We start from the raw sequence: 24,653 nt of genomic DNA, 5'->3' as shown, positions 1-24,653 counted from the left end.
CAACGCTCTCACCCGCGTTCGGCCCATGAGACCGCATGCGTCTCACGTTCTTCTCGGCGCCGACGGTGTGCGTCGGTGCCGGCCAATCGGCGTCCGCTCGCCCGCCCCCCGGCGATGGCGTTCGGCGCCGATGTCGGTTACCTCACTTACCCAACAGCATCGAGCCGCGCTCGCGCAAATTGACGTGCAGGTCGAATGCGCGCTCCAGCGCATGCGGCGTGTGACCGCCGTAGCGCTGCGCGTCACGGTAGTACTCGCGCAGCACGTCGCGGTAGCTCGGATGTGCGCAGTTGTCGATGACGAGATTCACCCGCTCGCGCGGCGCAAGCGTGCGCAGATCGGCCAGCCCCTGTTCGGTCACGATGATGTCGACGTCGTGCTCGTTGTGGTCGACGTGCGGCACCATCGGCACGATGCTCGAAATCTTGCCGTCCTTCGCGACGGACTTGGTGGCGAAGATCGCCATGCGGGCGTTGCGGGCGAAGTCGCCCGATCCGCCAATGCCGTTCATCATGTGCGTGCCGCCGACGTGCGTCGAATTCACGTTGCCGTAGATGTCGACCTCAAGCGCGGTGTTCAGCGCAACGAGCCCCAAACGCCGGATGACTTCCGGATGGTTGCTGACTTCCTGCGGACGCAGCACCAACTTGTCGCGATAACGCTCCAGATGCTTGAATACGCGGTCCTGTACGGCCTGCGATACGGTGATCGACGAGCCCGAGGCGAACACCATCTTGCCGGCGTCCATCAGATCGAAGGTCGAGTCCTGAAGGACTTCCGAGTACATCGTCAGGTCTTCGAACGGCGAATCGATGAAGCCCGTGAGCACGGCGTTGGCGATGGTGCCGATGCCCGACTGAATCGCGGGCAGCGCGCGCGGCAGTCGGCCGCGCGAGACTTCGTGCTGGAAGAACTCGATCAGATGCCCCGCAATGCGTTGCGTGTCGGCGTCCGGCGGCAGCGCGTTGGACGCGCTGTCCGGCGTTTGGGTAATGACGATGGCCGCGATCTTCTCCGGCGCAATCTTCACCACGTTCGTGCCGACACGGTCGCGCACGTCGACGATCGGCAGCGGCCCGCGGTGCGGGCGTTGCCCCGGAATCCAGATGTCGTGCATGCCCTCGAAAGCGAGGGGCTGCGCGAGGTTGATCTCCACGATCACCTTTTCGGCGAGGATCGCGAAGCTCGCCGAATTGCCGACCGACGAGCTTGGCACGAGGCCGCCGTCTTCCGTGATGGCGACCGCCTCGATCACGGCCACATCCAGCTTACCGAACTGGCCGGTGCGCAGGAATTCGACTGTCTCGGAGAGGTGCTGGTCGACGAACATGACTTCGCCGCGATTGATCGCGCCGCGCAACGTGGTATCGACCTGGAACGGCAAGCGCTTGGCGAGCACGCCGGCTTGCGTGAGGGTCTTGTCGGAGTCGTGCCCCAGCGATGCCCCGGTAATCAGCGTGATTTTCATCGGGCTGGCTTTCGCGCGCCTGGCCAATGCAATCGGCATGTCCTTGGCGTCGCCGGCGCGGGTGAATCCGCTCATACCGACCACCATGCCGTCGCTCACGAGCCTGGCGGCGTCGTCAGCGCTCATCACCCGGTCGCGCAGCGACGCCAGGCGAATGCGGTCTTCATACATCGTGAGGCTCCTCGTCTCTCTTCTTCGAATCTCTTGAATTCTTGGCGCCCCGCTATGGATGAGCCGGTTTGCGCTTGACTCGAAGTGTATTGACCCATCGGTCACATTTCCAATATATTGAACATGGTGTTTTCATACTTTTCATGTATTGATGTCGGAGAAGCCGGTAGTACCGGGCTGACGGAGGAGTGCCGATGGAATTGCGACATCTGCAATATTTCATTGCTGTCGCGGAAGAGCGTCATTTCACGCGTGCTGCGGCGCGTGTGGGGATCCAGCAGCCCCCGCTGAGCTTGCAGATCCGGCAACTCGAAGCGGAATTGGGCGGACCCTTGTTCGTACGTCTGCCACGCGATGTAGCGTTGACGGAATTGGGCGAGGCGTTCCTGCCCGAGGCGCGGCAGATTCTGGAGCGGGTGGCGCGCACGAAGCGCCGCATGCAGCAGATCTCACGCGGCGAGGCGGGCCATATCCGCATCGGCTTCGCCGGCGCGACGTATTTCGAGCCTCGCATTCCCGCCTGGATTCGTGACTTTCGATCGCGTTATCCGGACGTGCAACTCCATCCGCAACAGAGCAACACGGCGAGTCTGCTAACGGCGCTCGTCGAGGAATCCGTCGATGCGGCATTCATCCGCACGCCGTTCGAGGTGCCCGAGGGCATCGTCAGCGTGCTGGTCGTCGATGAGCCCATGGTGCTGGTCTTGCCGCTGGGGCACCCGATGTGCTCACGCGAGCGGGTGCCGCTTGCGGCGCTGGCGCGCGATGAGTTCATTCTGCTGCCGCGCGACATCAGTCCCGCGTTGTACGACCGTACGATCGCCGCCTGCGAGGCGGCGGGCTTTCGACCGCAACTGGGACAGGAGGCGCCGCAAATCACGTCCATTGTGCCGATGGTCGCGGCGGGATTCGGGGTGTCGCTGGTGCCGGCGTCCGTCAGTCAGATCCGCACGCCCGGCATGGGGTTCTGGCCCATCGACGCCCCGCAGGGCGAGATGCCGTTAGCGCCGATCAGTCTCGCGTATCGCGCCGATCACGGCTCGGCCGCGCTCGAGCGTTTCATTGCGATGATGCCCTCGCAAGGGACGCAAGGGACGCAAGGGACGCAAGGGACGCAATGGGCGCAAGGGGTGCATGGGGCGTGAGCGCCAGTAGCGACGCTTTCCAGAGGAGTGCCGGGCCGATGGCCAGCAGCGACCAGAGCAGTGCGTGCCATGCAAATCCGTAGGCGAGCAGGTAGAGCGGCCCGAGGAAAAACGCTGCAATGCAGGACAGGTACGAAATCTCGATGACATCCGCGTTCGTCCTGCACCACGCGCTGCGCGTTCGCACCCGGGCGACTGGCAGGTGGCCGGCACGCCCTCGTCGGGCATGCCGAGTGCGCTACACTGCGCTCAAGCCCCGCCCCGGGGCACCACCGTGGACGCCACTTCCCATGCACACGCTCAGAAGGCTGACCCGCTGGTTGCCAGTGCTCATCGGCGCTATCGCGGGCATGCTGGTCATGTTGTTCGTCGGACAGATCGCGCAAACACGCGTGGACGACTTTCGTCTGCGCGCCTACGTGCAGGACATCATGGGGTTCATGGGCGACGCGTCGCTCTCCAGCCGTAGCGCATTGCACGACGCGATGTACAGCGGCGCGGTGCCATGCACCGACGCGGACATTCTCGCGCTGCGCCGCGTCGCCATGCGCAGCCCTTACTTTCACGACATCGCCCGCGTTCACGATTCCCGCTTGCTATGTTCCGCGGTGGTCGGGCGGTTCGATCCGGAGCCGGAACTGCCGCCGCCCAGTCATGAGACGCGAACGGGCGTGAAGCTCTGGCATACGATCACGGGGATCGTCACGCCGGGCGTGCAGGTCAACGCCATTGGGCTTGGGGATGTCGTGGTCTTCAGCCCGCCGGTGCTGCCGGCGCGTCTGAGCATGCCAGACGCCGGCTTTGCGTCGGTTGCGTCCACGAGCGACATGCGCTTTCAGTTCTGGCGTGCGGGCAAGTTCGAGGTTCAGCAGCGCATTACGTTGGGAAAAACGTCGCGCTGGCTCGACATCGGACCTTTACGGCAATTCGCGCTTTGCTCGGACAGCGTCGACGTGTGCGCTTCGGCCATTTATACGTCCTCACGTATTCTGACCAATCCCTGGGGGCTGGTCATGGCGCTCTCGATCGGCGCCGTGGCCGGGGGCGCGGTAGGGCAGTCGTGGCGCTCGCGTCGTCGCTATCGCATGTCGATCGACTGGGTCACGCAGCAGGCGGCGGAGTCGGGCGGCATTCATCTCGTGTATCAGCCGCTGGTGCGTTTGCGCGACGGCAAGATGATCGGTGTCGAGGCGCTCGCCCGCCTGAACGACAGCGCCGGTAATCCGATTTCGCCCGACATGTTCATTCCCATTGCCGAGCGACGGGGTGTGATCGGGCTGATCACCCGTCAGGTCGCCCGCAAGGCGCTGGTGGAAATGCATGCGCGCATGCTGGCCGACCCGGAGTTCCACGTCAGCATCAATCTTGCGGCCACGGATGTCGTGGATCAGACCTTTCATACCTACCTGAATCACATTGCGGCGTCGTTGCGCGTGCCTCGGGCGCAGATCGCGCTGGAAGTCACGGAGCGCTCCACGGACAACATGACCCGACTGCGCGAAGCGCTCGACCGACTGCGGGTGGATGGCTATCAGATTCACATCGACGATTTCGGTACGGGCTTTTCCAATCTCGCTTATCTGTCGACACTCAATGTCGACGCGCTCAAGATCGACCGCATGTTCACACAGGCCATCGGAAAAGACACGGTGGGTAGCGCAATCGTCGACCAGATCTGCAAGATGGCGACGCTGCTTCACGTGGATGTCATCGTCGAAGGGCTGGAGACGCAGGCACAGGCCGACTACATGCTGACGATTCATCCCGACGCCATCGGGCAGGGCTGGCTGTTCGGCAAAGCGGTGGCCGCCGAGGACCTGATGCCCGGGCTCGATGCAGTGAAGACGGCCGACGCGACTGACGCAGCGCACGCGCGACAGTAGGTAGTTTTCCTGCATGCGCATCAGGCAAATTACCGAGAATAACGACAACGATTCGGGACTAGAGTGAAATCACCGTGGTCCTGATGTGCCCCCGACCTCCACGGACTGTCCGGCTCGCCGCCCTGGCGGGCCGCTTTTTTTTTCGAACGGGAGTCGGAATTCGTGAACATGTTACGATTCCTCCAAAAAACAGCATCGGGTTTTCGCGCACCTGTAGCTGGCGCTTGAAAGAAAGGGGACTTATGACAGATTCGTACAAATTTAGCTGGCGTTACGTTAGTCATACGCCACCGGGACGTCCGTTCGAGCTGGCGGGCGCGATCACGCCACGCGCCGACAAGCGCTTCGATGGCGCGGTAGACGCCTACTGCGAGGGGGCCTACATCGGCCGTTGCGAGTTCTCGAGCATCGACGCCGACTGCGCGTCTTCGGCCGCAGCGCAGATTCGAAAACGCATCGAGTTACGCATTGAGGATCGCGTCGCGAAGGAAAGTCAGGCGTCGCACTGATCCGCCTCGTGCGCAACACGTTCGGGTCAGCCCGAGTTGTTTCCCCGGTTTGCGTAGTACACCGCCATGCTTAAGCGCCATGCTTAAGCGCCACGTTTGAGCGCCGCGTCTGAGCGCCATTACCGAGCGCCTTGTTCGGCGCTCGACACGTGCGCACGCCGCAGATGCCGCAGATGCGGATCGCACCGCGCGCATCGAACACGCCCTGAACGCCACTCAGCGCCAGCGGCCGCAGCAACGACCTCCCCACCCGCCCCAGCCCCGTCCCCACGACACGGAGAACGACACGTTGCCGAGCCACGGTGACGGCGCGAATGCCGGGTAGATCGGCGCGTACACGGGATAAGCGGGATAAGCGGGATAAGTCAGATAACCCGGGTACGTGGCATATGTCGGGTACAGGGGATAGGCTGAATAGGCCGGAGTGGCCGGAGTGGCCGGATACGGTGGATAGGCAGGGGCGCTCGCCGGATGTTGCGAGGTGCGTGACGGCACATAGTCCGGCGGAACGGGAGAGCCGTTCGGGGAGTTCGGATAGCCGGATGGAGGTGTTCTCGCCGGTGGCGCCGACGGGCGGTAATCGGGTGGGACCGGCGAGCCATTGCCCGGCGGGAAGTCGGGGGGCACGGGCGAATTGCCGGGGTAGGGCGGCGAAGGCGGTGAAGGCGGCGGCAGTGCCGGCCGGACCGGCGTGGCCGCAACGTTCGGTGTTGGAATCGGGGTGAGGGCAGGCGTCGAACTGTCCGCACTGCCGATCGAACCCGGCGCGGCGCGCATTGCCTGCGGTGCAACGGGCGTTGGCGAGAGCGTTAGCGCGCCTCCCGGATACTGCACGACATAACAGCCGGCGAGCGGCAAAACACAAAGCAGGGTGGCGAGCGGCGCGGTTTTCATGGCGTCGAGTGTAGCGCAGGCGATGCCGTCTTCCGCATGGCGGCGCGCTCGACACCCGCAGGACTTCCTTACGCCGCGTTAATCAAGCCGCGTTGATTAAGCCGTGTTGATTAAGCGGCGCTAATTCCCAGCCCATCCCGCTCGGCCCATTCCGTTGCATCCCGCCGCATGGCCTTCGCGTTTTCGACAGGCAAAAAAAACGGCCAGCGCGTTGCTGGCCGTGAAATCCACCAGGAGGAGGTGGAGGAGACAGGTGCAACTATATCAGGGAAATCCCTAGACGGGTAAACCTTTGTCAAAAAAATCTGTAGAAAAACCACATCTGCGACAATTCGCCGCTTCTCGATGGGTAAATCGCCCAATTCCCCGCCCCGCAGGGCCGAACGGCACACATCCAGGGCATGGTCCCACGGCAGATATGGAGAAAAACCACAAAGTCATGTGATGTTCGCCAAGGCAGGCGAGTTTTCCGCTCGTACAGGGTGGGTTGCCCGGAATTCCCAATGACAGCCAATCCATGAGAATCATGCGCGCATCTAAGTGTTTACACTGAGCATTGATTTACGTTGGGAGATATAAACTTCCGCAAAGCGTAATTTGTGTCGGGGTCGCCGTGTGGGTCATATGGCACTCCCTTGCATCGAATGCTTCGCCGTCTGGACCAGACGGCGCGGCGCCTGCGAGGCAACGTCAAGACAAACCGGCGCCTCGACCGGAACGCAATACCACGAAGTTGCGAGAACGTTTGGAGACAGCATGAAAGCAGCAGAAGTGAATGTGGGTGCGCTGATCGACGAGAGTCGTCTGGGCGCCTATCAGTGGTGGGTGATCGCATTGTGTGCGATGTGCCTGGTGGTCGACGGTTTCGACGTTCAGGCCATGGGCTATGTAGCGCCGGTGGTCATTCGCGAGTGGGGCATTGCCAAGGAAACGCTCTCGCCGGTCTTCGGCGCCGGGCTGTTCGGCATGCTCGTCGGCTCGCTCACGTTCTCCGCGCTTGCCGACAAACTGGGGCGCCGTCCGGTGCTGATCGGCGCCACGCTGTTCTTTTCGGTGTGCATGATCGTCACCGGTTTTGCGAACACGATCACGGAACTGGTCGTCTGGCGCTTTGCTGCCGGCCTGGGGCTGGGCTGCATCATGCCCAACGCCATGGCGCTTGCCGGTGAATACAGCCCGCGTCGCATTCGCGTCTCGCTCATGATGATCGTGTCGTGCGGCTTCACGCTGGGCGGTGTGGTGGGCGGACTGATCACTGCCGCCATCATTCCGAGCCTCGGCTGGCGCGCAGTGTTCTATATCGGCGGCGCCATTCCGCTGGTGCTGGGCGTGCTGATGTGGCTCTCGCTGCCCGAGTCGATCCAGTTCCTCATGTTCAAGAAGAGCGACACCTCGCGCATTCGCAAGCAATTGCTGCGAGTGGCGCCGCTCGCGAACGTACCGGCAGATGCCCGCTTTGTGCTCGACGAGCAAAAGGCCAAGGGCGTGCCGTTCATCGAACTCTTCAAAGACGGCCGCGCCCGCGTGACGCTGTTGCTGTGGGTCATCAACTTCGCCAATCTGCTCGACATGTACTTCCTGTCGAACTGGCTGCCGACGGTGATTCGCGACGCCGGTTATTCCACGCAAGTGGCCGTGATGGCGGGCACCGCATTGTGGGCGGGCGGCGTGATCGGCACGCTGCTGCTCGGCCGCGTGATCGACCGCGTGGGCTTCACGAGCGTGCTGGCCGTCACGTTCCTGATCGCGATCGCAGCCACGGCGGCCATCGGCAACCCGGTAGTGATGGTCTCGATGGTGGCGGTGTTCATCGCAATTTTCTTCGCGGGCTTCTCGATCATCGGCGGCCAGCCGGCGCTCAATGCGCTGGCGGCGACCTACTACCCGACATCGTTGCGCTCGACGGGCATCGGCTGGAGCCTCGGTATCGGCCGCATCGGTTCGGTGCTCGGGCCCGTGCTGGGTGGCGCGCTGATGCATCTGCAATGGTCGTCGTCGTCGCTGTTCCTCGCGGCGGCCGTGCCGGCGTGCGTCTCCCTGATCGGTGTGCTGGCTATTGCCCGCACGCAGCGCGGTGACGGTGGCAATCTGCGCGCCGCCACGGCGAGCTGAAGACCGCGTGACGATGGATGTCGACGCATGACGAATCGGCGCCGCCGGCTGCGGTCAATCATGGCATAAGCAGCGGTTAGGTTTGCGATAACCATCGAGTATGAAAGTGCGACGCCCGCCAGCGTTATCATGGCGGGCGTCGTCGTTTTTTGCGGTGCTTCGCGCGACGCGGCAGGATTCGCACCGAAAAATCAGAACGATAAATGACCACGACGTCCGAACTCTCTCCCGCTTTGCCTTCCGAACGCGTGCTGCTCGGCATTCTCGGCCTGTTCATGATGATCGCGCCGGCGTCCACCGACATGTACTTGCCCGGGCTGCCCACCATGCGCCACGAACTGGGCGCGAGTGCCGCGGCCACGCAACTGACGCTGTCCTACTTCTTCCTCGGCTTTGCCTTCGGCCAATTGTTCTGGGGGCCGCTTGCCGACCGGTTCGGACGTCGCAAGCCCATGGCCGCCGGTATCGTGTTGTATATCTTCGGCAGTATCGGGTGCGCGTTTGCCGACAGCATCGATCACATGATGATGTGGCGATTCGTGCAGGCGCTGGGCGGATGTGCGATGCCGGTGATCGCGCAGGCCATCGTGCGCGACGTCTATGGCCCGCGCAACAGCGCCCGCGCGTTCTCGATCATGCTGCTGGTCATGAGCGTGGCGCCGATCGTCGCACCGCTGGTGGGCGGGCAGATGCTGCGCTTTACGACATGGCGCGTGATCTTCGGCATCCTGGCGGTGTTCGGTGTCGTGGCGCTGGTGGCGTTGTGGCGTTTGCCCGAGACCGGCGCGATGAATGGCCGTCAGGCGGGCGGCCCGCGTGCGATTCTGGGGTCGTACTGGCAGTTGCTGCGCGATCCGCATTTCGTGGGTTACATGGTCGCGGGCGGGGCCGTGTTCGGTGCGTCGTTCACCTACATTACCGGCACGCCCCTCGTGTACATGGAGTACTTCCACGTCTCGCCGCAGTGCTTCGGCGTGTTGTTCGGCATCAACATCGTGGGCATGGCGGCCATGACGATGTTCAACTCGCGCCGTGTGGGACAGATCGGGCCTTACCGGCTCATGCGTACCGGCATCGTCGGATGCGCGATCGTCACGACGGTGTTGTGCGCGACGGTGTGGCTCGGCTTTGCGCTGCTGCCGCTCATGGTGGTGATGCTGTTCCTGTTCATGTCGCTGCGCGGCATCATCACCGCGAATTCGGTGGCCGGGGCGCTGGCGAATCATCCGACGCGCGCTGGCGCTGCGGCGGCGCTCGTGGGCAGCGTGCAGTACGGCTTCGGGTTCGCGGCGGGGGGATTGCTCGGACTGCTCAACGACGGTTCACCACGCCCGCTTGTGACGGTGATGTGCGGTTTCGCAGTCCTGGCGTTCGTGGCGCTGGTCACGATGTTGCGGGCGCCGCAAGGCGTGCGTTGAGCGATCAATCCGTACGCGCCAGGCGATTCCGTACGCGCCAGGCGATTCCGAGCGCGATCGCCAAGGCGCAGCACAGAAACAAGAAGGGGCGCCGCAGCGCCCCTTCTTGTTTCAGCAAACTTCAGCCGACCTGTTTTCGTACTGCGCGCCTTACAACGCCAGCATCAGCTTCTTGCCGCAGGCGCGCGAGCAGCACGACATCATCTTCGTATTGGCGTCGCGCTCGGCGCGCGTGAGGACCACGTCGCGGTGGTCCACGTCGCCTTCGAGCACCTGCACCTCACACGAGCCGCACAGGCCTTCCTCGCAGTCGCTTTGCACGTCGATGTTCGCCGCGCGCAATGCCGTGAGCAGCGTCTGGTCCGCCGGTACCGTCACCGTAATGCCCGAGTCCTTGAGCACGACTTCGAACGCATGCTCCTTCTCCGGATCGAGCGTGCCGAGCTGCGACTGGAAATGTTCCACGCGAAGCGTGTCTTCGGGCCAGTGCGCGCAGCATTGCGCCAGGGCGTCGAGCATGCGCACCGGACCGCACGCGTACACCTGCGTGCCCGCTTGCGGCGTAGCCAGCAGGTTCGCGTAGTCTGCGCGCCGCCCCTCATCCTTGACCCACAGATGCAGACGCTCGCCATGCAGCGCCTGAAGCTCGTCGATCAGCGCCATCGTGCGACGGCTGCGACCGCTGTAGTGAATCTCGTAATCTATGCCCAGCGCTTTGGCCCGGCGCGCCATCGCCGCAATCGGCGTCACGCCGATGCCGCCGGCGACGAAAATCGCGCGCGGCGTGGTTTCGTCCAGACGGAAGTGATTGCGCGGCCCGCGAATGCGCAGGCGCTCGCCCACGCGCAACTGCGTGTGCACCCAGTTCGAGCCGCCGCGACCCTCCGGCTCGTGCAGCACGGCAATTTCCAGCGCGCCGGCGTCCGCCGGATCGCCGCACAAGGAGTACTGACGCGACAACCCCGTCTCGCCACACTCGATATCGATGTGCGAACCCGGCGCCCAGCGCGGCATCGCGCGACCGTCCGGGGCGACCAGCCGCAGCTTGACGATGCCCTGTGCGACCGGCGTCACGGACTCGACCACCACGGGACGCGTGACACTGTGTCCCGACGGCTCGCCAATGCGCACCGGCGCATGACGCGTGAGCACGCCCGGATCGCGACGCTCCGGATTCTGTGCCGGATCCCATTCGACGAAGAGATGCTCCGGCCCTCGGAACGACGTGTTCGGCACGTACGTGAACTTCTGCTCCGCCAGCTTCATGTGCGGCAGACGGCGCGTGAACTCTTCGAGGAAGATCTGCATCTCCATGCGGGCGAGATTCTTGCCCATGCACTGGTGCGAGCCGTAGCCGAACGTCAGTTGATCGCTGGCGTTCTCACGGCGGATGTCGAACAGATCGGCGTCGGCGAAATGCCCTTCGTCGTGATTGGCGGACGACGTCACGATCAACAGCTTGGATCCAGCCGCGATCTCGATGCCGCCGATGTTGACGTCCTTCGTTGCCAGACGGCGCCACGCCGCCACCGAGCCGTTATGACGCAGGCACTCTTCGACCGCGTTCGGAATCAGCGACGGGTCTTCGCAGATTTCGCGCCACACGTCGGGGTGCGAGAGCAGCAGCTTCATCGCATTGGCGGTGGCATTGGCGGTCGTTTCGTGCGCGGCGACGATACCCGCCATCATCATCGAATGCAGGTACGAGTCGGTGACGACTTCGGGGTACTCCTTTTGCTTGCGAATGCCGTACTGCATCCAGCCCGGACCGTCCGGGTTCTGCCGCATCTTGTCGAGAATCTTGCCCGCGAGTTGCCAGAAGTTGCCCACGGCGTGCGCCACGGCCACCTGCTCCTCCGGCTTCGGTCGTCCCCATGTGTTCACGGTGTGCGCAATGGAGTATTCGCGCAGCTTGTCCATGTCCTCCTCGGGAACGCCGAGGAAGTGCAGCGCCACGGTCAGAGGCACTTCCCACAGCATCTGGTCGACGAGATCGGCGCGTCCGTCATTGACGAAACGGTCGACGTATTCCCGGGCGAGCTGGCGCACCAGCGGTTCGTGATGCTTGAGATGCTCCGGCGTGAACGGCTCCATCAGCACACGACGGCGCGGCATGTGCGCCGGCTCGTCTTCGTTGACCAGCGTGCGGTTCAGGGCGAAGCCGTAGGATGCAAGCACGGCATTGGCTTCCGGCCCCGTGGGGGTGATCTTCTCCAGCGCAATCGATGGGCTGAACGTGATGTTGTCGCGGAAGATCGCCTTGATGTCGTCGTAGCGCGTCACGACCCAGTAGCCCAGCTTCGGACTGTAGAACACCGGCTCCTGCTCACGCGCCCAGCGAACGTACTCCGGCGGATCCTGCTGATATCCGTCCTCGAACGGGTCGAACTCGGCGGCGCGAGCGCTGACGGGGCAGCCGTTCGGCGCCTTCTCGGTGGACGTTTCGGCGGCCTTTTCGGCGGCCATCTGATGAAATGGGCAGCCGGCGGCGGCCGCAGTATTCGGGGTGGGGGAAGTCGACTGGCTCATCCGCTCGCTCTCTGAGGCTTATCTGCCTATCTGTGTTTGCGCACCGGCGGCCATGGCAGGATTCGCCGAACCCGGGCGGTGCACATCATGAATCAAGTGTAGAGGAGCGTTGCCATCCGGGTAGCGCGCGTCAGACGATATCTGGCGGTTGCCCCAAAGTCGGGCGGGACGTCTCCTCAGTTCGATGTGATGCGACGCGCAGGCGAGTGTTACGCCATCGCGCTCTCACATTCTTGAGATCTGTTAAGCGTAAATATAATACGCATTGCGTAAATTAGTGGACTGGGGTTAACCTCTAGACGCGTCGCCACCGGGCGATGACGATTTGCATCTTAAAATCTCGCCGATGACGACAAGCAAACGACCCACAGCAGGCCGCCCGCGAAGCGCGGCGCCGCTTTCCCGCACGCCGGGCGCACCCGGCGTGGCTGCCCACGAGCACGCCATCGATGCGCTCGACGCCACCGACGCCAGTGAAGCGCCACGCGAGCGCGGCCGCAGACAGCGTGTGCAGTCGGCCGAGACCGGCATGGTCGTGCTCAAGGGACTCGCCCGGCTCGGCGGACGTGCCAGCCTGACCGCGCTGGCACTGCACGTGCAGCAGAGCCCCGCCAAGGTTCACCGCTATCTCATGAGTCTCGTGGAAGAGGGGCTGGTCGCGCAGGATGCGGACTCGCAGCACTACCATCTTGGCCTAGAAGCGATGCTCATCGGCGTGGCCGCCATGCGGCAGGCCGATCCGGTGCGCGCTGCGGAGCCGGCGCTGGTGCGTTTGCGCGAGGCGTTCGACGTGACGTGCTTCATCGCCGTGATGGGTAACAAAGGCCCGACCATCGTGCGTTTCGAGGAACCGGGACTGCCGGTCACGATCAACGTACGGATCGGGTCCGTGATGTCCGTGCTCTGGTCCGCCGCCGGTCGTGTATTTCTCGGCCTGCTGGATGATCCGCAGGTGCTGGCCATGGCCGAGAGCGAGTGGACGCAGGCGAGTCCGGAGCATCGCGCACAACTCGATGCCGCCGACCCGATCGGCTCGCTGAGGGCATCCGTGCGTACCGCGCAGGGGGCTTGCGTGCGAGACACCAACCTGACCGGCATCAGCGCCATTGCCGCGCCCGTATTCAATTACGACGGGCGGCTCGTCGGTGTCATTACGGCGCTCGGTGCGACCGGCGGTTTCGATGCGCGCATGGACAGCCCTATCGGGGAAGCGGTGCGCCGCGAAGCGATGGCGGCAAGCTACGCCCTGGGTTACCGTCCGCCCCTGCCTGCGGACGCGTAACGATTGACCCGGGATTCACCCGCGATTCACCCGCCGCGCGGACATTTCCCAATCTGCCGACGGCATGCCTCAGCCGCTCCGACGGCTGAGCGCCGTCGGGTCCGGGCTTCATCGTCATCTCGCGCAAACAAGCCAATTCCCACGCGTTTGTCACTCCTTTAGCGTAGACGCTTGTGTTATCATTTGATAATGATTCTCATTACCAAATGAATGATTGCCAACGACGGTGTCGTGCGCAAACCGGTGTGCGACCCAGTATCGACGTGGTTTCGAGGTGGCTGCGAGGGCGTTGCATACCGCCAGCGGCGTCGGCGGCAGTCATGTTCGTGGAGGTCGTAATTGTTGATGTTGAAACGAACGGTCGAATCGACACCGCGCGTCGCATCGATTCCGACACCTTCCATGACTTACGTGCCGCTTGGGCAGTTTGGACAGGGCGACCGCAAGCTCACGGGAGGCGCGCAGAACCGCGCGCTGGCGAGCAGCGACATCGATGCAACCCGCCAGGAAGCCGGTCGGGATCGCGCGACTGTCCTGCCGTCGCCGCAATGTGGCAGCGACGAACTCTGGCTGTGGCGCTTCCTGCTGGCCGGGCGTCCCTTCGGTGCGACGGGGGCGGCGGCGGGCGGGCCGGACGACGGCGCGACCTGGCTCAGCGCCGCAGAACATGCGCTGGCCAGACGCTTGCCCCGCACGCAGATGCGCCATCGCTTCCTTTCGGAGCGCATTGCGCTGCGCTGGATATTCGGCCGCTGGTTCCGCTGCACGCCCGCGCAGGCGCCGGTGCCTACCGCGACGCCGGGCGTGGCATCGCTGGCCTGTGACGGCCCGCACGGCAAGGTATGGATCGACATGGCGCACGCCGGCCTGTGGCTTTTCGTCGCCATGGGGCCGGGGCCGGTCGCACTGGCAGCGCACGCCCCCACGCCGGTCGGGCCGGACGACGGCGTATCCGCGCTCGCGCATTCCGGCGGGTCGGTCGGTGCATCCCTAGGCACGCCCGATCCCTTTGCTGTCGCGCGCGATGCGGCGCATCGGCTATGTCTTGCGCGGCTGGCGGGCGAAGGGGACGCGCTGGCCCGCGATGCAGACGTGCCGCTGCTTGCGCACCCTTACGTGAGCGTGCCGTATGCGGGGCGCACGCGCTACCTCTACGATATGTCCGTCAGCTCGCGATTGACCGTCGTGGCGGCGCGCGACAGCATCGTCCACCGGATGCGCGCTTTCGGTTGGCAGAACTGACGTACGCTTTCGGCATTTGGCATGTCGCATATATGCATATGCTGCAGCGCAAGGGCAGGCGGGGCAAATTTGCGCTATTCTGGCCCGTTGTTTCGTCGTCCTTGATAGCGGTGAGTCGTTAGCCGTGTCATCGCGCGTATCGCTTCGCCTGACTTGCCTGACCCACCTACCGCATCCATCGCATCCACCACATCCATCCCACCCGTCATCGACTTCCTGGAGAAGAAGCTCATGCGCCGTCGCTCGCTTGCCTCGCGTCACACTCTCGCCGCCGCACTTACTGCGCTCGCCCTGCCGCTGGTTCCGCTCGCGGCCCAGGCCAAGCCGCTCACCGTTTGCACCGAGGCCAGCCCGGAAGGGTTTGACGTGGTGCGTTACAACTCGCTCACCACCACCAACGCGTCTGCCGATCCGGTGTTCAACCGTCTGGTCGAGTTCGACGCTGCGCAGGCCAAGGTCGTGCCGAGTCTGGCCACCCGATGGGAGGTTAGTCCGGACGGTCTGACCTACACGTTCACGCTGCGCCCGAACGTCAGTTTCCACAGCAACGATCTGTTCAAGCCGACGCGCGCGTTCAATGCCGACGACGTCATCTTCACGTTCGATCGCATGCTCAACGACAACGCGCCGTGGCACAAGCTCACGCCGTCGGGGTTCCCGCACGCGCAGTCGCTCTCGCTGGGCAAGCTGATCAAGTCGGTGCAAAAGGTCGACGACAACACCGTGCGCTTCACGCTCGCCGAGCCGGACGCCGTGTTCCTGTCGATGCTGTCGATGGCCTTCGCGTCGATCTATTCGGCGGAATATGCGGACAAGCTGGTCGCCGCGAACAAGACGGATGAACTCAACGCGCGCCCGATCGGTACGGGACCGTTCGTCTTTCGCAGCTATCAGAAGGACAGCGTCGTGCGTTTTGACGCGAACAAGTCGTACTTCGGCGGTGCGCCGGTGGCCGATCGCCTGATCTACACCATCGTGCCGGACGCCGCCGTACGTGCGCAGAAGGTCAAGGTCGGCGAGTGCCAGATCGCGTTGTCGCCCAAGCCGCTCGACGTGCAGGCCGCACGTGGCGACAAGGCGCTCAAGGTGGTGGAGACGCCTGCGTTCATGACCGCGTTCGTGGCCATCAACACGCAGCACAAGCCGCTCAACGATGTGCGCGTGCGTCAGGCGCTGAACCTCGCGTTCGACAAGCCGAGTTATGTGAAGCAGGTGTTCGAAGGCACTGCGACGCCGGCGGTCAACGTGTATCCGCCCAACACCTGGAGCTATGCCAGGAGTGTGGCGGACTATCCGCATAACATCGAGAAGGCAAAGAAACTGCTGACCGAGGCCGGGTTCCCGCAAGGCTTCGAGACGACCATCTGGACGCGTCCGGCCGGCAGCCTGCTCAACCCGAATCCGCGCGTGGGCGCCGAAATGCTGCAAAGCGATCTGGCGAAGATCGGTGTGAAGGCGCAGATCAAGACGGTGGAGTGGGGCGAGCTGATTCGTCGCGGCAAGGCGGGCGAGCACGATCTGCTGTTCATGGGCTGGTCGGGCGATAACGGCGATCCGGACAACTTCCTCACGCCGCAATTCAGTTGCGCGGCCGTCACGTCGGGCACGAACTTCGCGCGGTTTTGCGACGCCAATCTCGACAAGCTGATCAGCGACGGCAAGCGCACCCATGACATCGCCGCGCGCACGGCGAAGTATCAGGCTGCACAGAAGACGATCAAGGACGATGCGCTGTGGATCCCGCTGGCGCATCCGATCGCCTCGGTCATCACGCGTGCCGACGTGACCGGCTATCAGGTCAGCCCGTTCGGTCGTCAGGACTTCTCGAAAGTCGCTGTAAAGTAAGCGCCTCGGCGCCGTACGACGGTGTCCGAATGACAAAAAGCCATGCCCGTCGCAGGGCATGGCTTTTTTGTCGGCGAACGCAGCGCACGCTCAGGCGTCCGGTGCGCTCTCCGCTTCCCCGATACGGAAGACTTGCGACAGGTCCCAGTCCGCCATGCCGCGCTCGGCGGCGTCCTTGAGCAGACGGCGCACCTCGGGCAGCACGCGCTGCACCGTCGCGGTAGTGTGTGCGAGTTCGGCAATCGCGTCGAGATCTTTCAGGATCACGCGCACCGTGCCGGTGGCGAAGTCGGGCGGCGTCACCATGCGCGGCCACAGCGTTTGCATCAGCACGGAATCGGCCCAGCCGCCTTGCAGCGCTTGCGGCACCGCGCCCGTATCGATACCGGCGCGCTTGGCGAGCACGAAGGCTTCAGCCAGTCCGGCGAGTGTCGTGGCGACGATGGCCTGATTGGCGAGCTTCGTCGTCTGACCTGCGCCGACGTCGCCCATGCGTGTCACGCGCGACGAAAACGTGCGCAGCACCGGCGTCACCGCCGCGATGGCATCCGGCGGGCCACCCGCCATGATGGCCAGCGTCCCGGCCTGCGCGCCGCCCGTGCCGCCTGACACCGGCGCGTCGATCCAGACGCTGCCGGTGGCTTCCTGCCAACGCCGGGCGAGGTTGCGCGTGAGTGCCGGAGAGAGCGTCGAATGGTCGACGAGAAAGCGCGGGGGTGTGGCGGCATGCACCAGTCCGTGCTCACCGAACACCACGTCCTCGACGGCCTTGCCGTCGCCCAGACACAGCAACACGATATCGACGCATTCGCCGAGCGCCTGCGGCGTGACGCAGGCAATGGCGCCGGCGTCGGTCAGGGCGCCGAGCTTGGCGGCGGAACGGTTCCAAACGGCGACCTCGTGTCCGGCGGCCAGCAGCCGCTGCGTCATCGGTTCGCCCATGCGGCCGATGCCGCAAAAGCCTACGCGTGGGGTTGTCATCAATTCGGGTCCTCGTGGTTCTCGTGGTCCTCGTGAGTTGGCGTCTCCCCGATCACGGCCTCGTAGGGCCATGGCACGGCCCCTGAATGGGTCACCGCGCCCAGTTTGGCGGGCCGCACCAGCGCTTCGTACTTTTCGAGCACGCCGCCCAGGCGGCCTCGCACGAACGGTTTGGCCCCGGCGGCGCGCGCGGCGAGTTCCTCGTCGGAGAGTTCGACGTCGAGCTTACCCTTGATTGCATCGATGTGGATGATATCCCCGTCACGAAGCAGACGAATCGGGCCGCCGGCGGCGGCTTCCGGCCCCACATAACCGATACACATGCCGCGCGTCGCGCCCGAGAACCGGCCGTCGGTGAGCAGCGCGACTTTCTCGCCCATGCCTTGTCCGTAGATCGCGGCAGTCACGCTCAGCATCTCGCGCATGCCGGGGCCGCCCTTGGGACCTTCGTTGCGAATCACCAGCACGTCGCCCTCGCGATAGCGCTGCGCCGACACGACGGCCATGCAGTCTTCTTCCGTCTCGAACACGCGCGCGGCGCCCGTAAAGGTCAATTGTCGGAGACCGGCGGTCTTGAGCGCCGCGCCGTCCGGGGCCAGATTGCCGCGCAGCACGACCAGCCCCGCGTTGGGCGAGAGCGGTTCGGTGTGCGGCTTGACGACACGCCCGTCCGGGCCGGGGAAGGCGCGCAGGGCGTCTGCCAGCGTCTCGCCGCTTTGCGTGAGCGTGTCGCCGTGGATGTGCCCGCCGGCGAGCAGCGCGTTGAGCACCGCGGGCACGCCGCCCACATGATGCAGGTCGACGGCCAGATAGCGTCCCCCCGGTTGCATGTCGCCGATGAGCGGGGTGCGGGCAAGGACTTCGGAGACGTCGTCGAGCGTGAATTCGATGCCGGCCTCATGCGCAATCGCCGGAATGTGCAGCATGGCATTGGTCGAGCCGCCGGTGGCCGCCACGGCGGCGCAGGCATTTTCCAGACTCTTGCGTGTCACGAGATCGCGCGGCAGCGGCCCGCCGTTGCGCAGCGCGCGCATCACGTTCTCGCCCGCGCGACGCGCAATCGCGATGCGTTCGCTATACATCGCGGGCACCATCGCGGAGCCCAGCGGCGCGAGGCCGAGCACTTCCGCGACCATCGCCATCGTGTTCGCCGTGAACTGGCCGGGGCAGGCGCCGGCCGTCGGCGTACAGCGCTTTTCGATGCCGCGCAGCGTCTCGGCGGACATGTCGCCGCGCTGCGCCGTACCGACCGCCTCGATCGCGGTGAGGATCGTCGCTTGCGAGCCATCCGGGGCCACGCCCGGCAGCATCGCACCGCCGAACAGAAACACGCCGGGCACGTTCACGCGCACCATGCCCATCAGAATGCCGGGCAGCGTCTTGTCGCAACCGGCCACGCCCACGAGCGCGTCGTAGCAATGGGCGCGCACGAACAGTTCGACGCTGTCCGCAATGGTCTCGCGCGAGACGAGCGAGAAACGCATGCCCGAGTGATTCATCGACGTGCCGTCCGAGACCGAGATGGCGGAGCCGCGAATCGGCACACCGCCACCGGCAGCCACGCCCAGACGCACGTTGTCCGAGATCTGGTTCAGCGACATGGAGCAGGGCGTGTTCTCGCCGAACGTATCGACAATGGCGACGAACGGCTTGTCGATGGCCGCATCGTCGAGACCGGTGGCGCGCAGGAACGCGCGGTGCGGCGTGCGGGTGACGCCCTCGGTGACGGTGCGGGAGCGATGCTTGTGCAGATCTGTCATGGGGACTTCCTTTTGCATTTTTTGGCAGGGCCGCAGACTCAGGTGTTGAGCAGCAGACCGTTCTCGATGGCGAGCACCTGACCGGTCATCGCAGGCGCGCGCGCGGCGAGGAACCAGATGAGCTCGGCGATCTCGGCTGGTTGCGAGACGCGCTTGAGCGGCGAGTTCTCGCGCATGCCTTCGACCACCCGCCCATAGGCGTCGTCGCCGAGTACGCGGCGCAGCAGACCGTCGTCGACCATGCCGGGGGCGATGGCATTCACGCGCACGTGCGGGGCGAGACTGCGGGCAAGCGAGAGCGTGAGCGAATTGACGGCGCCCTTGGAGGCCGCGTAAGCGATCGACGATCCCGTGCCATTGAGCGACGCCAGCGACGACACGTTCACGACCGAAGCGGCGGCCGCCCCCGCCGGGCGTTCACGCAACAATGGTGCGGCGGCGCGCGTCATCTGAAACATGCCGATGAGGTTCACGCGATAGATGCGCTCGAACTCGGCGGCGTCGATGGCTTCGAGATCGCTGTGCGCAATTACGCGCGTGGTGCCTGCGCTATTGACGAGGGCGTCGAGTCGGCCCCATTGGCTGCGCACGGCATCGACCAGACGTCGGCAAGCGCCGTCGTCGCCCACGTCGGCGTCGACGACGAGTGTCTGGGCGCCGGCGTCACGGCACTGCGCGGCGACGGATTCGGCCGCCGCACGTGTGCTGTCGTCGAAGTTGTTGATGGCGACGGCCCAGCCATCCTGCGCAAAACGCAGGGCGGTGGCCGCACCGATGCCGGTCGCGGCGCCGGTGACGAGACAGACGGGGAAACTCATGCGTGACTCCGTTGCGGCTTGAGCGACATCACGATGCACGCGCCGCCGACCAGGGCACACGCCAGCACGATCATGCCCGGCAGCAGTTGCCCGGTGCTGTCCTTGAGAAAGCCGATGACGTACGGGCTGACGAAGCCCGCGAGGTTGCCGGTCGAGTTGATCAGCGCGATGGCGGCGGCGGCGCCGGCTCCGCCCATCATCGCCGTGGGAATGCCCCAGAAGACCGGTGCAATCGAATTGATGCCGATCGCCGCAACGATGAGCGCAGCCATCGACCACCACAGATGATCGGCCAGCAGCACGGAGGCAAGCATGCCGAAGGCGCCGAGCAAACAGCACACGGCCACATGCTTGCGACGTTCGTTGTGACGATCGGCGTGACGCGCAATCAGAATCATCGCGACCGCGCTCACCAGCGACGGCACGGCCGAGAGCAGTCCGATATTGCCGAGGTTGGCGACCCCTGCCGCGCGGATCATCGTCGGCAGCCAGAAGACGAGGCCGTAGTTGCCCATGGCGATGCAGAAGTACAGCAGGCCGAGCATCCATACCTTCGCGCTGCCGAACACTTCGCGCACGCTGTGGTTCGCGCGCGTGTTGCCGTCGGCGGCAAGGTCCTGAGCAAGCAGGCGTTTCTCGGACGCACTCAGCCACTTCACCGTTTCGATCTTGTCCTGCAGGACGAAGAATGCCGCGATCCCCACGAGCAGCGAGGCGATGCCTTCGATCAGGAACAGCCATTGCCATCCCGAATAGCCGTGCATGCCGCCGAAGTGCTGCATGATCCAGCCCGAGAGCGGGCCGCCGATGGCGCCCGATACGGGGATTGCCACCATGAACAGCGCGATGATCTGCGAGCGCTTGTTCGACGGGAACCACGACGACAGATACAGCACGATGCCCGGGAAGAAACCTGCCTCGGCCACGCCGAGCAGGAAGCGCAGCACATAAAACGAGGTCGGTCCCTGCGTGAACATCGTGAGGCAGGAAATGATCGACCAGGTGACCATGATGCGGGCGATCCACATGCGGGCGCCCACGCGATGCAGGATGAGGTTGCTCGGCACCTCGAACAGGAAGTATCCAAGGAAGAACACGCCCGCGCCTGCGCCGTAGACGGTCTCGGAGAGCGACAGGTCGGAGAGCATCTCCAGCTTGGCGAAGCTCACGTTCACACGATCGATGTACGCGACGATGAACGAGAGGAACAGGAAGGGAATGATGTGCCAGGTCAGCTTGCGATACAGCGCATCGCGCTGCGCCGGATCCAGCGTGGCGTTGGCGGCATGCGGCTGCGCGCCGCCGGAAAGGGACGTGCTCATGGGTGTTGTCTCCGAGGTGCGTGCCATGGGGCACGTCGAGTTATTGGGCAGCGCGGCGCGTGCGGGACGTGGGTGCGGACCCGTGAGTCCGGTGGTTTTTTACCGTGCCCGGTTATGTGCTTTCGGCGTTGGTGGTGATGGTGGATATCGCCATGACCCCCTCGGTAGATCGCGAACGCCCATACATGCCGGTGCTGCTCGTTCGAAGGGTAAGGGGAGTGCGGGCGCAACGGCAAATCACACTTTGCGCGCGCGACATTACCGTTTGGTTATGATGGTGGCGATTCGGCCTGCGCCGACGGCGCGCCAACCGCTTTTTTCCGAACGTCATGACAACGACCGACAACGCGATAGAACGCTTTTTCCGCAGCGGACTGAAGCTCGGCCATCTGCGCATTCTGGTGTCCCTGGGCGAATTACGTCAGGTCACGCGCGTCGCCGCGGCGTTTCACGTCACACAGCCTGCCATCTCCAAGCAGATCGCGGAAATCGAGGAGGCGCTGGGCGCGCCCGTGGTGCGCCGCGTCGGCAATGCCGTGGAACTGACCGGGATCGGTCGTGTGCTCGTCGAGCGCGGGCGCGAAATCCTGCGGCAAATCGAGCTGGCGCGCCGGGACGTCAGCGCGCTTACCGCCGGGACCGCCGGTCATGTGCGCTTTGGCGCCGTGGTGACGATCCCTCAGCCGCTGATCGCGCATGCGGTGGAGTTGTTCACGCGGCGTGCCCCGAACGCCTCGTTCTCGTTCGTGGAAGCCACGCTGGACCGGCTGCTCAAAATGATGGACGAAGGCAACCTCGACCTGGCGCTCGGGCGCAATCGCGTGACGGGGAACTTGCCGGTCATGCGCCATGAGTCCTTGCATCATGAACCATTCGTCTTTGTCGTCGGCGCGCACCACCCATTGGGCGCTGCGCAGGCGAGCGTCGATTGGTGCGATCTGCACGAGGTGCGCTGGATCACACCGATGCGCGGCTCGCCAGCATTCACGACGATGGCCGAAATCCTCGCCGAGCACGGCGTGACGTTACAGCGTCCGGCCATCGAATCGAGTTCGCTGGCGCTGAATCTGTCGTTGCTGCGCAGCGGCGATTTCGTCTCGATCCTGCCGCTCTCGCTGGCGCGGCGCTATGTGCAGCGCGGCAGCATGCGCGTGCTGCCGTTGCCGCCGTTGGGACCGCTTGGCGAGGCGATCCTGTACTGGCGGGAAGACACCACGACGCCCGCGGCGCAGTTGTTCGCCGAGTGTCTGCGAGAGTCGTCGGTGGAGTTGATCGACGCGAGTTGATCTGGCATGCGCGTGCGGCAGGGCAAGGCGGAAAGGGCAAGGGAGGCGGGAGGGCTTGGGCGACTTCGGGCCGCGTTGAGGGATTTGGGATGTTGGGAGATGTCCCGCACAGGTGTGCCTAGACTGGGCCGTTCACACATTCGACCCGGAGGTCCCCTAGTGAATTTGCATTCCCCTGCCGCTGTTTCGTATGTCGCTTGGACGTTGCGTGCCTGTGCACTGGCTGCGACGCTTGTCGCGACCGGTTGCGCGATGCCTGTGAAGGCGCCGAAGCCGGTGACGTTGCCTGCGACGTCGCCTGAACCGAAGCCCGCCCCTCAGCCCGCCCCTCAGCCCGCCCCTCAGCCCGCCCCGAAGCCGGTAACGTTGCCTGCAACGTCGCCTGCGGCGAAGCCGACGACACTCCCGGCGACGTCGCCCGCCACGCAACCGACGCCCCGCCCGTCGACCCAACCCCCCGCCGCGCCGGGGTCGGTTACGCGAGCGCCGCTGCCTTCGGCATTGGACAATCCTTCGCGTCGTCCTTGCACCGCCGAATGGTTCGCTTATTTGCAGACGCATTACGCGACCGTTGGCGACGCGCAGGGCCACGGCCCGGATCCTGGCAGTGACGAGTGGCTGAACGCTTTCGAGCGTCGCCGCAATCTGCCGTCGACAAGCGCCTTGCCGCGCGAGCAGCGCTGCGCGACGCTCGCACGTGAGCTCGATTACCGCAACTGATCATGTCCGTGCGTGCCGCGACGAACGCCGTGGTGCGCACGGATGTCGCCCGTGAGGCGGCATTCCGGTCACCCTTCCGGTCACCCTTCACGTCACCCTTCACGTCACCCTTCACGTGCCCTTTCACAGCCGCCGTTACCCGATGACGCCGTAACGCTTGCCGGGCGCACGATTGCTCAGGCCCTGCGACATCCTGCGACGCAAGGCGTCATACGACGTCCACTCGTCGCCGTCCTGCAGCGGCGGGATCGTGATGGCTTCGCCCTGATCGAGACCTGACAGCGCTGCGTCGACCAGATCGGCGGACGTCATCAACCACTCCGGTGGCAATTCGTCATGCGACTTGCCTGCCAAGTCCCAGAACTCGGTCACCGTTGCGCCCGGCAGCACGGCCTGAACGCGTACGCCGGTCTCGGCCAACTGGTGTTGCAGCGATTGCGAGAACGCCAGCACGAAGGCCTTCGAGCCGCCGTAGACATCGTTGAGCAGCTCCGGCGCAATCGCGACGATCGACGCGATGTTGATCACCGTACCGCGCCGGCGCGCCACGAAGCCGGGAACGGCCGCGTACGTCAGGCGGGTGAGCGCCGTCACGTTGACCTCGATCATGTCGGTCAGGTGTTCGACGTCGGCTTGCAGGAGCGGGGCGACGGCGCCGAAGCCCGCGTTGTTCACCAACGTGTCAATGGTCGCGTCCTCGCGCAGACGCGTCTCGACGAGGGCCTGACCTTCGCGGGTCGCAAGGTCCGCGCTCAGGATGTCGACCTTGCGGCCGGTCTCGGCATAAAGCCGCGCGGCGACGTCGCGCAAACGGGCGGTATTGCGCGCGACCAGGATGAGGTCGTGACCCCGGCGGGCGAGGCGATCGGCGTAGATCGCGCCGATGCCGGACGAGGCGCCCGTGATGAGGGCAGTGCCCGGCGTGGCTTGATGGATCGGGTTCATGGAGATTCGGTTCCTGTGTGATGGTGTCCGGCGGGGTGTCCGATGGAGTGTCCGCGGGGGGCGCGTGTTGTCCGTACGCAGACGACCCACTAAGGCGATAAAGCGGTTATGCGGTTATGCGGTTAAGTGGTTAGGCGGTAAAGCAGTTAAGGTCCACAAGACGGTGACGCGGCTATCGCTGGCGGGTTGCCATGAGGCAAAGCTGCGCCGTCCAATGACAGGTAGTGTGGTCGACATTGCTCATGTCTCAAATGACTGGAAAGCCACTTTTTAGGACAATCTTGTCCGACACCTCCCGACCTCGTTCACTACAATCGACACAT

18 protein-coding genes are annotated in these 24,653 nt (G+C 64.6%); 10 read left to right on the top strand and 8 right to left on the bottom strand.

Features of this window, described 5'->3' with window-relative positions; translation table 11 throughout:
* Positions 1 to 142: 142 nt before the first annotated feature.
* Entirely contained in the window at positions 143 to 1,639 is a 1,497-nt protein-coding gene (locus tag UC34_RS15870; protein ID WP_044456302.1) for an acetyl-CoA hydrolase/transferase family protein, read from the bottom strand.
* A 194-nt stretch (positions 1,640 to 1,833) separates the two neighbouring features.
* On the opposite strand from UC34_RS15870, the gene UC34_RS15865 reads away from it, so the two are divergent.
* The 3 genes from UC34_RS15865 (at position 1,834) to UC34_RS15855 (ending at position 5,176) form a co-directional block, all read left to right on the top strand.
* Positions 1,834 to 2,784: a LysR substrate-binding domain-containing protein gene (locus tag UC34_RS15865; protein WP_044456301.1), complete on the top strand. Its 951-nt coding sequence runs from the start codon at positions 1,834 to 1,836 to the stop codon at positions 2,782 to 2,784.
* Between the two features lie 290 nt (positions 2,785 to 3,074).
* Complete coding sequence (locus UC34_RS15860) at positions 3,075 to 4,667, top strand: EAL domain-containing protein (RefSeq protein WP_044456300.1); 1,593 nt, start codon at positions 3,075 to 3,077, stop codon at positions 4,665 to 4,667.
* Positions 4,668 to 4,909: 242 nt separating this feature from the next.
* A complete protein-coding gene (locus UC34_RS15855) occupies positions 4,910 to 5,176 on the top strand; it encodes a hypothetical protein (protein WP_044456299.1) in 267 nt (88 codons plus the stop codon).
* A gap of 216 nt (positions 5,177 to 5,392) precedes the next feature.
* Here the strand turns inward: UC34_RS15855 and UC34_RS25445 are convergent, their stop codons facing one another.
* Positions 5,393 to 6,070 (bottom strand): hypothetical protein, encoded by a 678-nt coding sequence (locus UC34_RS25445; RefSeq protein WP_157123212.1) that lies wholly within the window; start codon positions 6,068 to 6,070, stop codon positions 5,393 to 5,395.
* A 756-nt stretch (positions 6,071 to 6,826) separates the two neighbouring features.
* Here UC34_RS25445 and UC34_RS15850 point away from each other — a divergent pair.
* Together UC34_RS15850 and UC34_RS15845 are read left to right on the top strand one after the other, a co-directional pair.
* Positions 6,827 to 8,182, top strand: a complete 1,356-nt coding sequence (locus UC34_RS15850) for an MFS transporter (RefSeq protein ID WP_044456298.1) — start codon at positions 6,827 to 6,829, stop codon at positions 8,180 to 8,182.
* A 203-nt stretch (positions 8,183 to 8,385) separates the two neighbouring features.
* On the top strand, positions 8,386 to 9,600 hold the full coding sequence (locus tag UC34_RS15845; RefSeq protein WP_044456297.1) for a Bcr/CflA family multidrug efflux MFS transporter: 1,215 nt from the start codon (positions 8,386 to 8,388) through the stop codon (positions 9,598 to 9,600).
* Between the two features lie 150 nt (positions 9,601 to 9,750).
* Here UC34_RS15845 and UC34_RS15840 read toward each other — a convergent pair whose 3' ends face one another.
* A complete protein-coding gene (locus tag UC34_RS15840) occupies positions 9,751 to 12,129 on the bottom strand; it encodes a cytochrome P450/oxidoreductase (protein WP_174556770.1) in 2,379 nt (792 codons plus the stop codon).
* A gap of 337 nt (positions 12,130 to 12,466) precedes the next feature.
* Here UC34_RS15840 and UC34_RS15835 point away from each other — a divergent pair, with 337 nt between their 5' ends.
* From UC34_RS15835 to UC34_RS15825, 3 genes are all read left to right on the top strand, one after another.
* Positions 12,467 to 13,411, top strand: a complete 945-nt coding sequence (locus UC34_RS15835) for an IclR family transcriptional regulator (protein ID WP_418303944.1) — start codon at positions 12,467 to 12,469, stop codon at positions 13,409 to 13,411.
* 402 nt (positions 13,412 to 13,813) lie between these two features.
* A complete protein-coding gene (locus tag UC34_RS15830; protein ID WP_157123211.1) occupies positions 13,814 to 14,653 on the top strand; it encodes a 4'-phosphopantetheinyl transferase family protein in 840 nt (279 codons plus the stop codon).
* Positions 14,654 to 14,884: 231 nt separating this feature from the next.
* A complete protein-coding gene (locus UC34_RS15825) occupies positions 14,885 to 16,498 on the top strand; it encodes an ABC transporter substrate-binding protein (RefSeq protein ID WP_044456294.1) in 1,614 nt (537 codons plus the stop codon).
* Between the two features lie 90 nt (positions 16,499 to 16,588).
* Here the strand turns inward: UC34_RS15825 and UC34_RS15820 are convergent, their stop codons facing one another.
* From UC34_RS15820 to UC34_RS15805, 4 genes are read right to left on the bottom strand one after another with little or no spacing between them, the layout of a single operon-like run.
* The gene (locus UC34_RS15820; protein ID WP_044456293.1) at positions 16,589 to 17,479 is read right to left on the bottom strand and encodes an NAD(P)-dependent oxidoreductase; all 891 of its coding nucleotides are present in this window, start codon (positions 17,477 to 17,479) and stop codon (positions 16,589 to 16,591) included.
* Positions 17,479 to 19,239, bottom strand: coding sequence for a dihydroxy-acid dehydratase (gene ilvD, locus UC34_RS15815; protein ID WP_044456292.1), 1,761 nt, complete (start codon positions 19,237 to 19,239; stop codon positions 17,479 to 17,481). Before ilvD ends, UC34_RS15820 begins: the two co-directional genes overlap by 1 nt.
* A gap of 38 nt (positions 19,240 to 19,277) precedes the next feature.
* Positions 19,278 to 20,057: an SDR family NAD(P)-dependent oxidoreductase gene (locus tag UC34_RS15810; RefSeq protein WP_044456291.1), complete on the bottom strand. Its 780-nt coding sequence runs from the start codon at positions 20,055 to 20,057 to the stop codon at positions 19,278 to 19,280.
* Positions 20,054 to 21,379: an MFS transporter gene (locus tag UC34_RS15805; RefSeq protein WP_044456290.1), complete on the bottom strand. Its 1,326-nt coding sequence runs from the start codon at positions 21,377 to 21,379 to the stop codon at positions 20,054 to 20,056. The genes UC34_RS15810 and UC34_RS15805 overlap by 4 nt, the downstream gene beginning before the upstream one ends.
* Positions 21,380 to 21,708: 329 nt before the next feature.
* Here UC34_RS15805 and UC34_RS15800 point away from each other — a divergent pair, with 329 nt between their 5' ends.
* Complete coding sequence (locus UC34_RS15800) at positions 21,709 to 22,665, top strand: LysR family transcriptional regulator (RefSeq protein ID WP_044456289.1); 957 nt, start codon at positions 21,709 to 21,711, stop codon at positions 22,663 to 22,665.
* Positions 22,666 to 22,824: 159 nt separating this feature from the next.
* Positions 22,825 to 23,385, top strand: coding sequence for a hypothetical protein (locus UC34_RS26025; RefSeq protein WP_167370621.1), 561 nt, complete (start codon positions 22,825 to 22,827; stop codon positions 23,383 to 23,385).
* A gap of 135 nt (positions 23,386 to 23,520) precedes the next feature.
* Here UC34_RS26025 and UC34_RS15790 read toward each other — a convergent pair whose 3' ends face one another.
* Positions 23,521 to 24,330 carry an SDR family NAD(P)-dependent oxidoreductase gene (locus UC34_RS15790; protein WP_044456288.1) on the bottom strand — a complete coding sequence of 270 codons (810 nt, stop codon included), beginning with the start codon at positions 24,328 to 24,330 and terminating at the stop codon, positions 23,521 to 23,523.
* Between the last annotated feature and the right edge of the window lie 323 nt (positions 24,331 to 24,653).

The sequence above is a fragment of the Pandoraea vervacti genome (assembly GCF_000934605.2).
GTDB lineage: Bacteria > Pseudomonadota > Gammaproteobacteria > Burkholderiales > Burkholderiaceae > Pandoraea > Pandoraea vervacti.
Note: the sequence above shows the minus strand (reverse complement) of the source record. Positions and strands in the feature narration are given on the sequence as shown.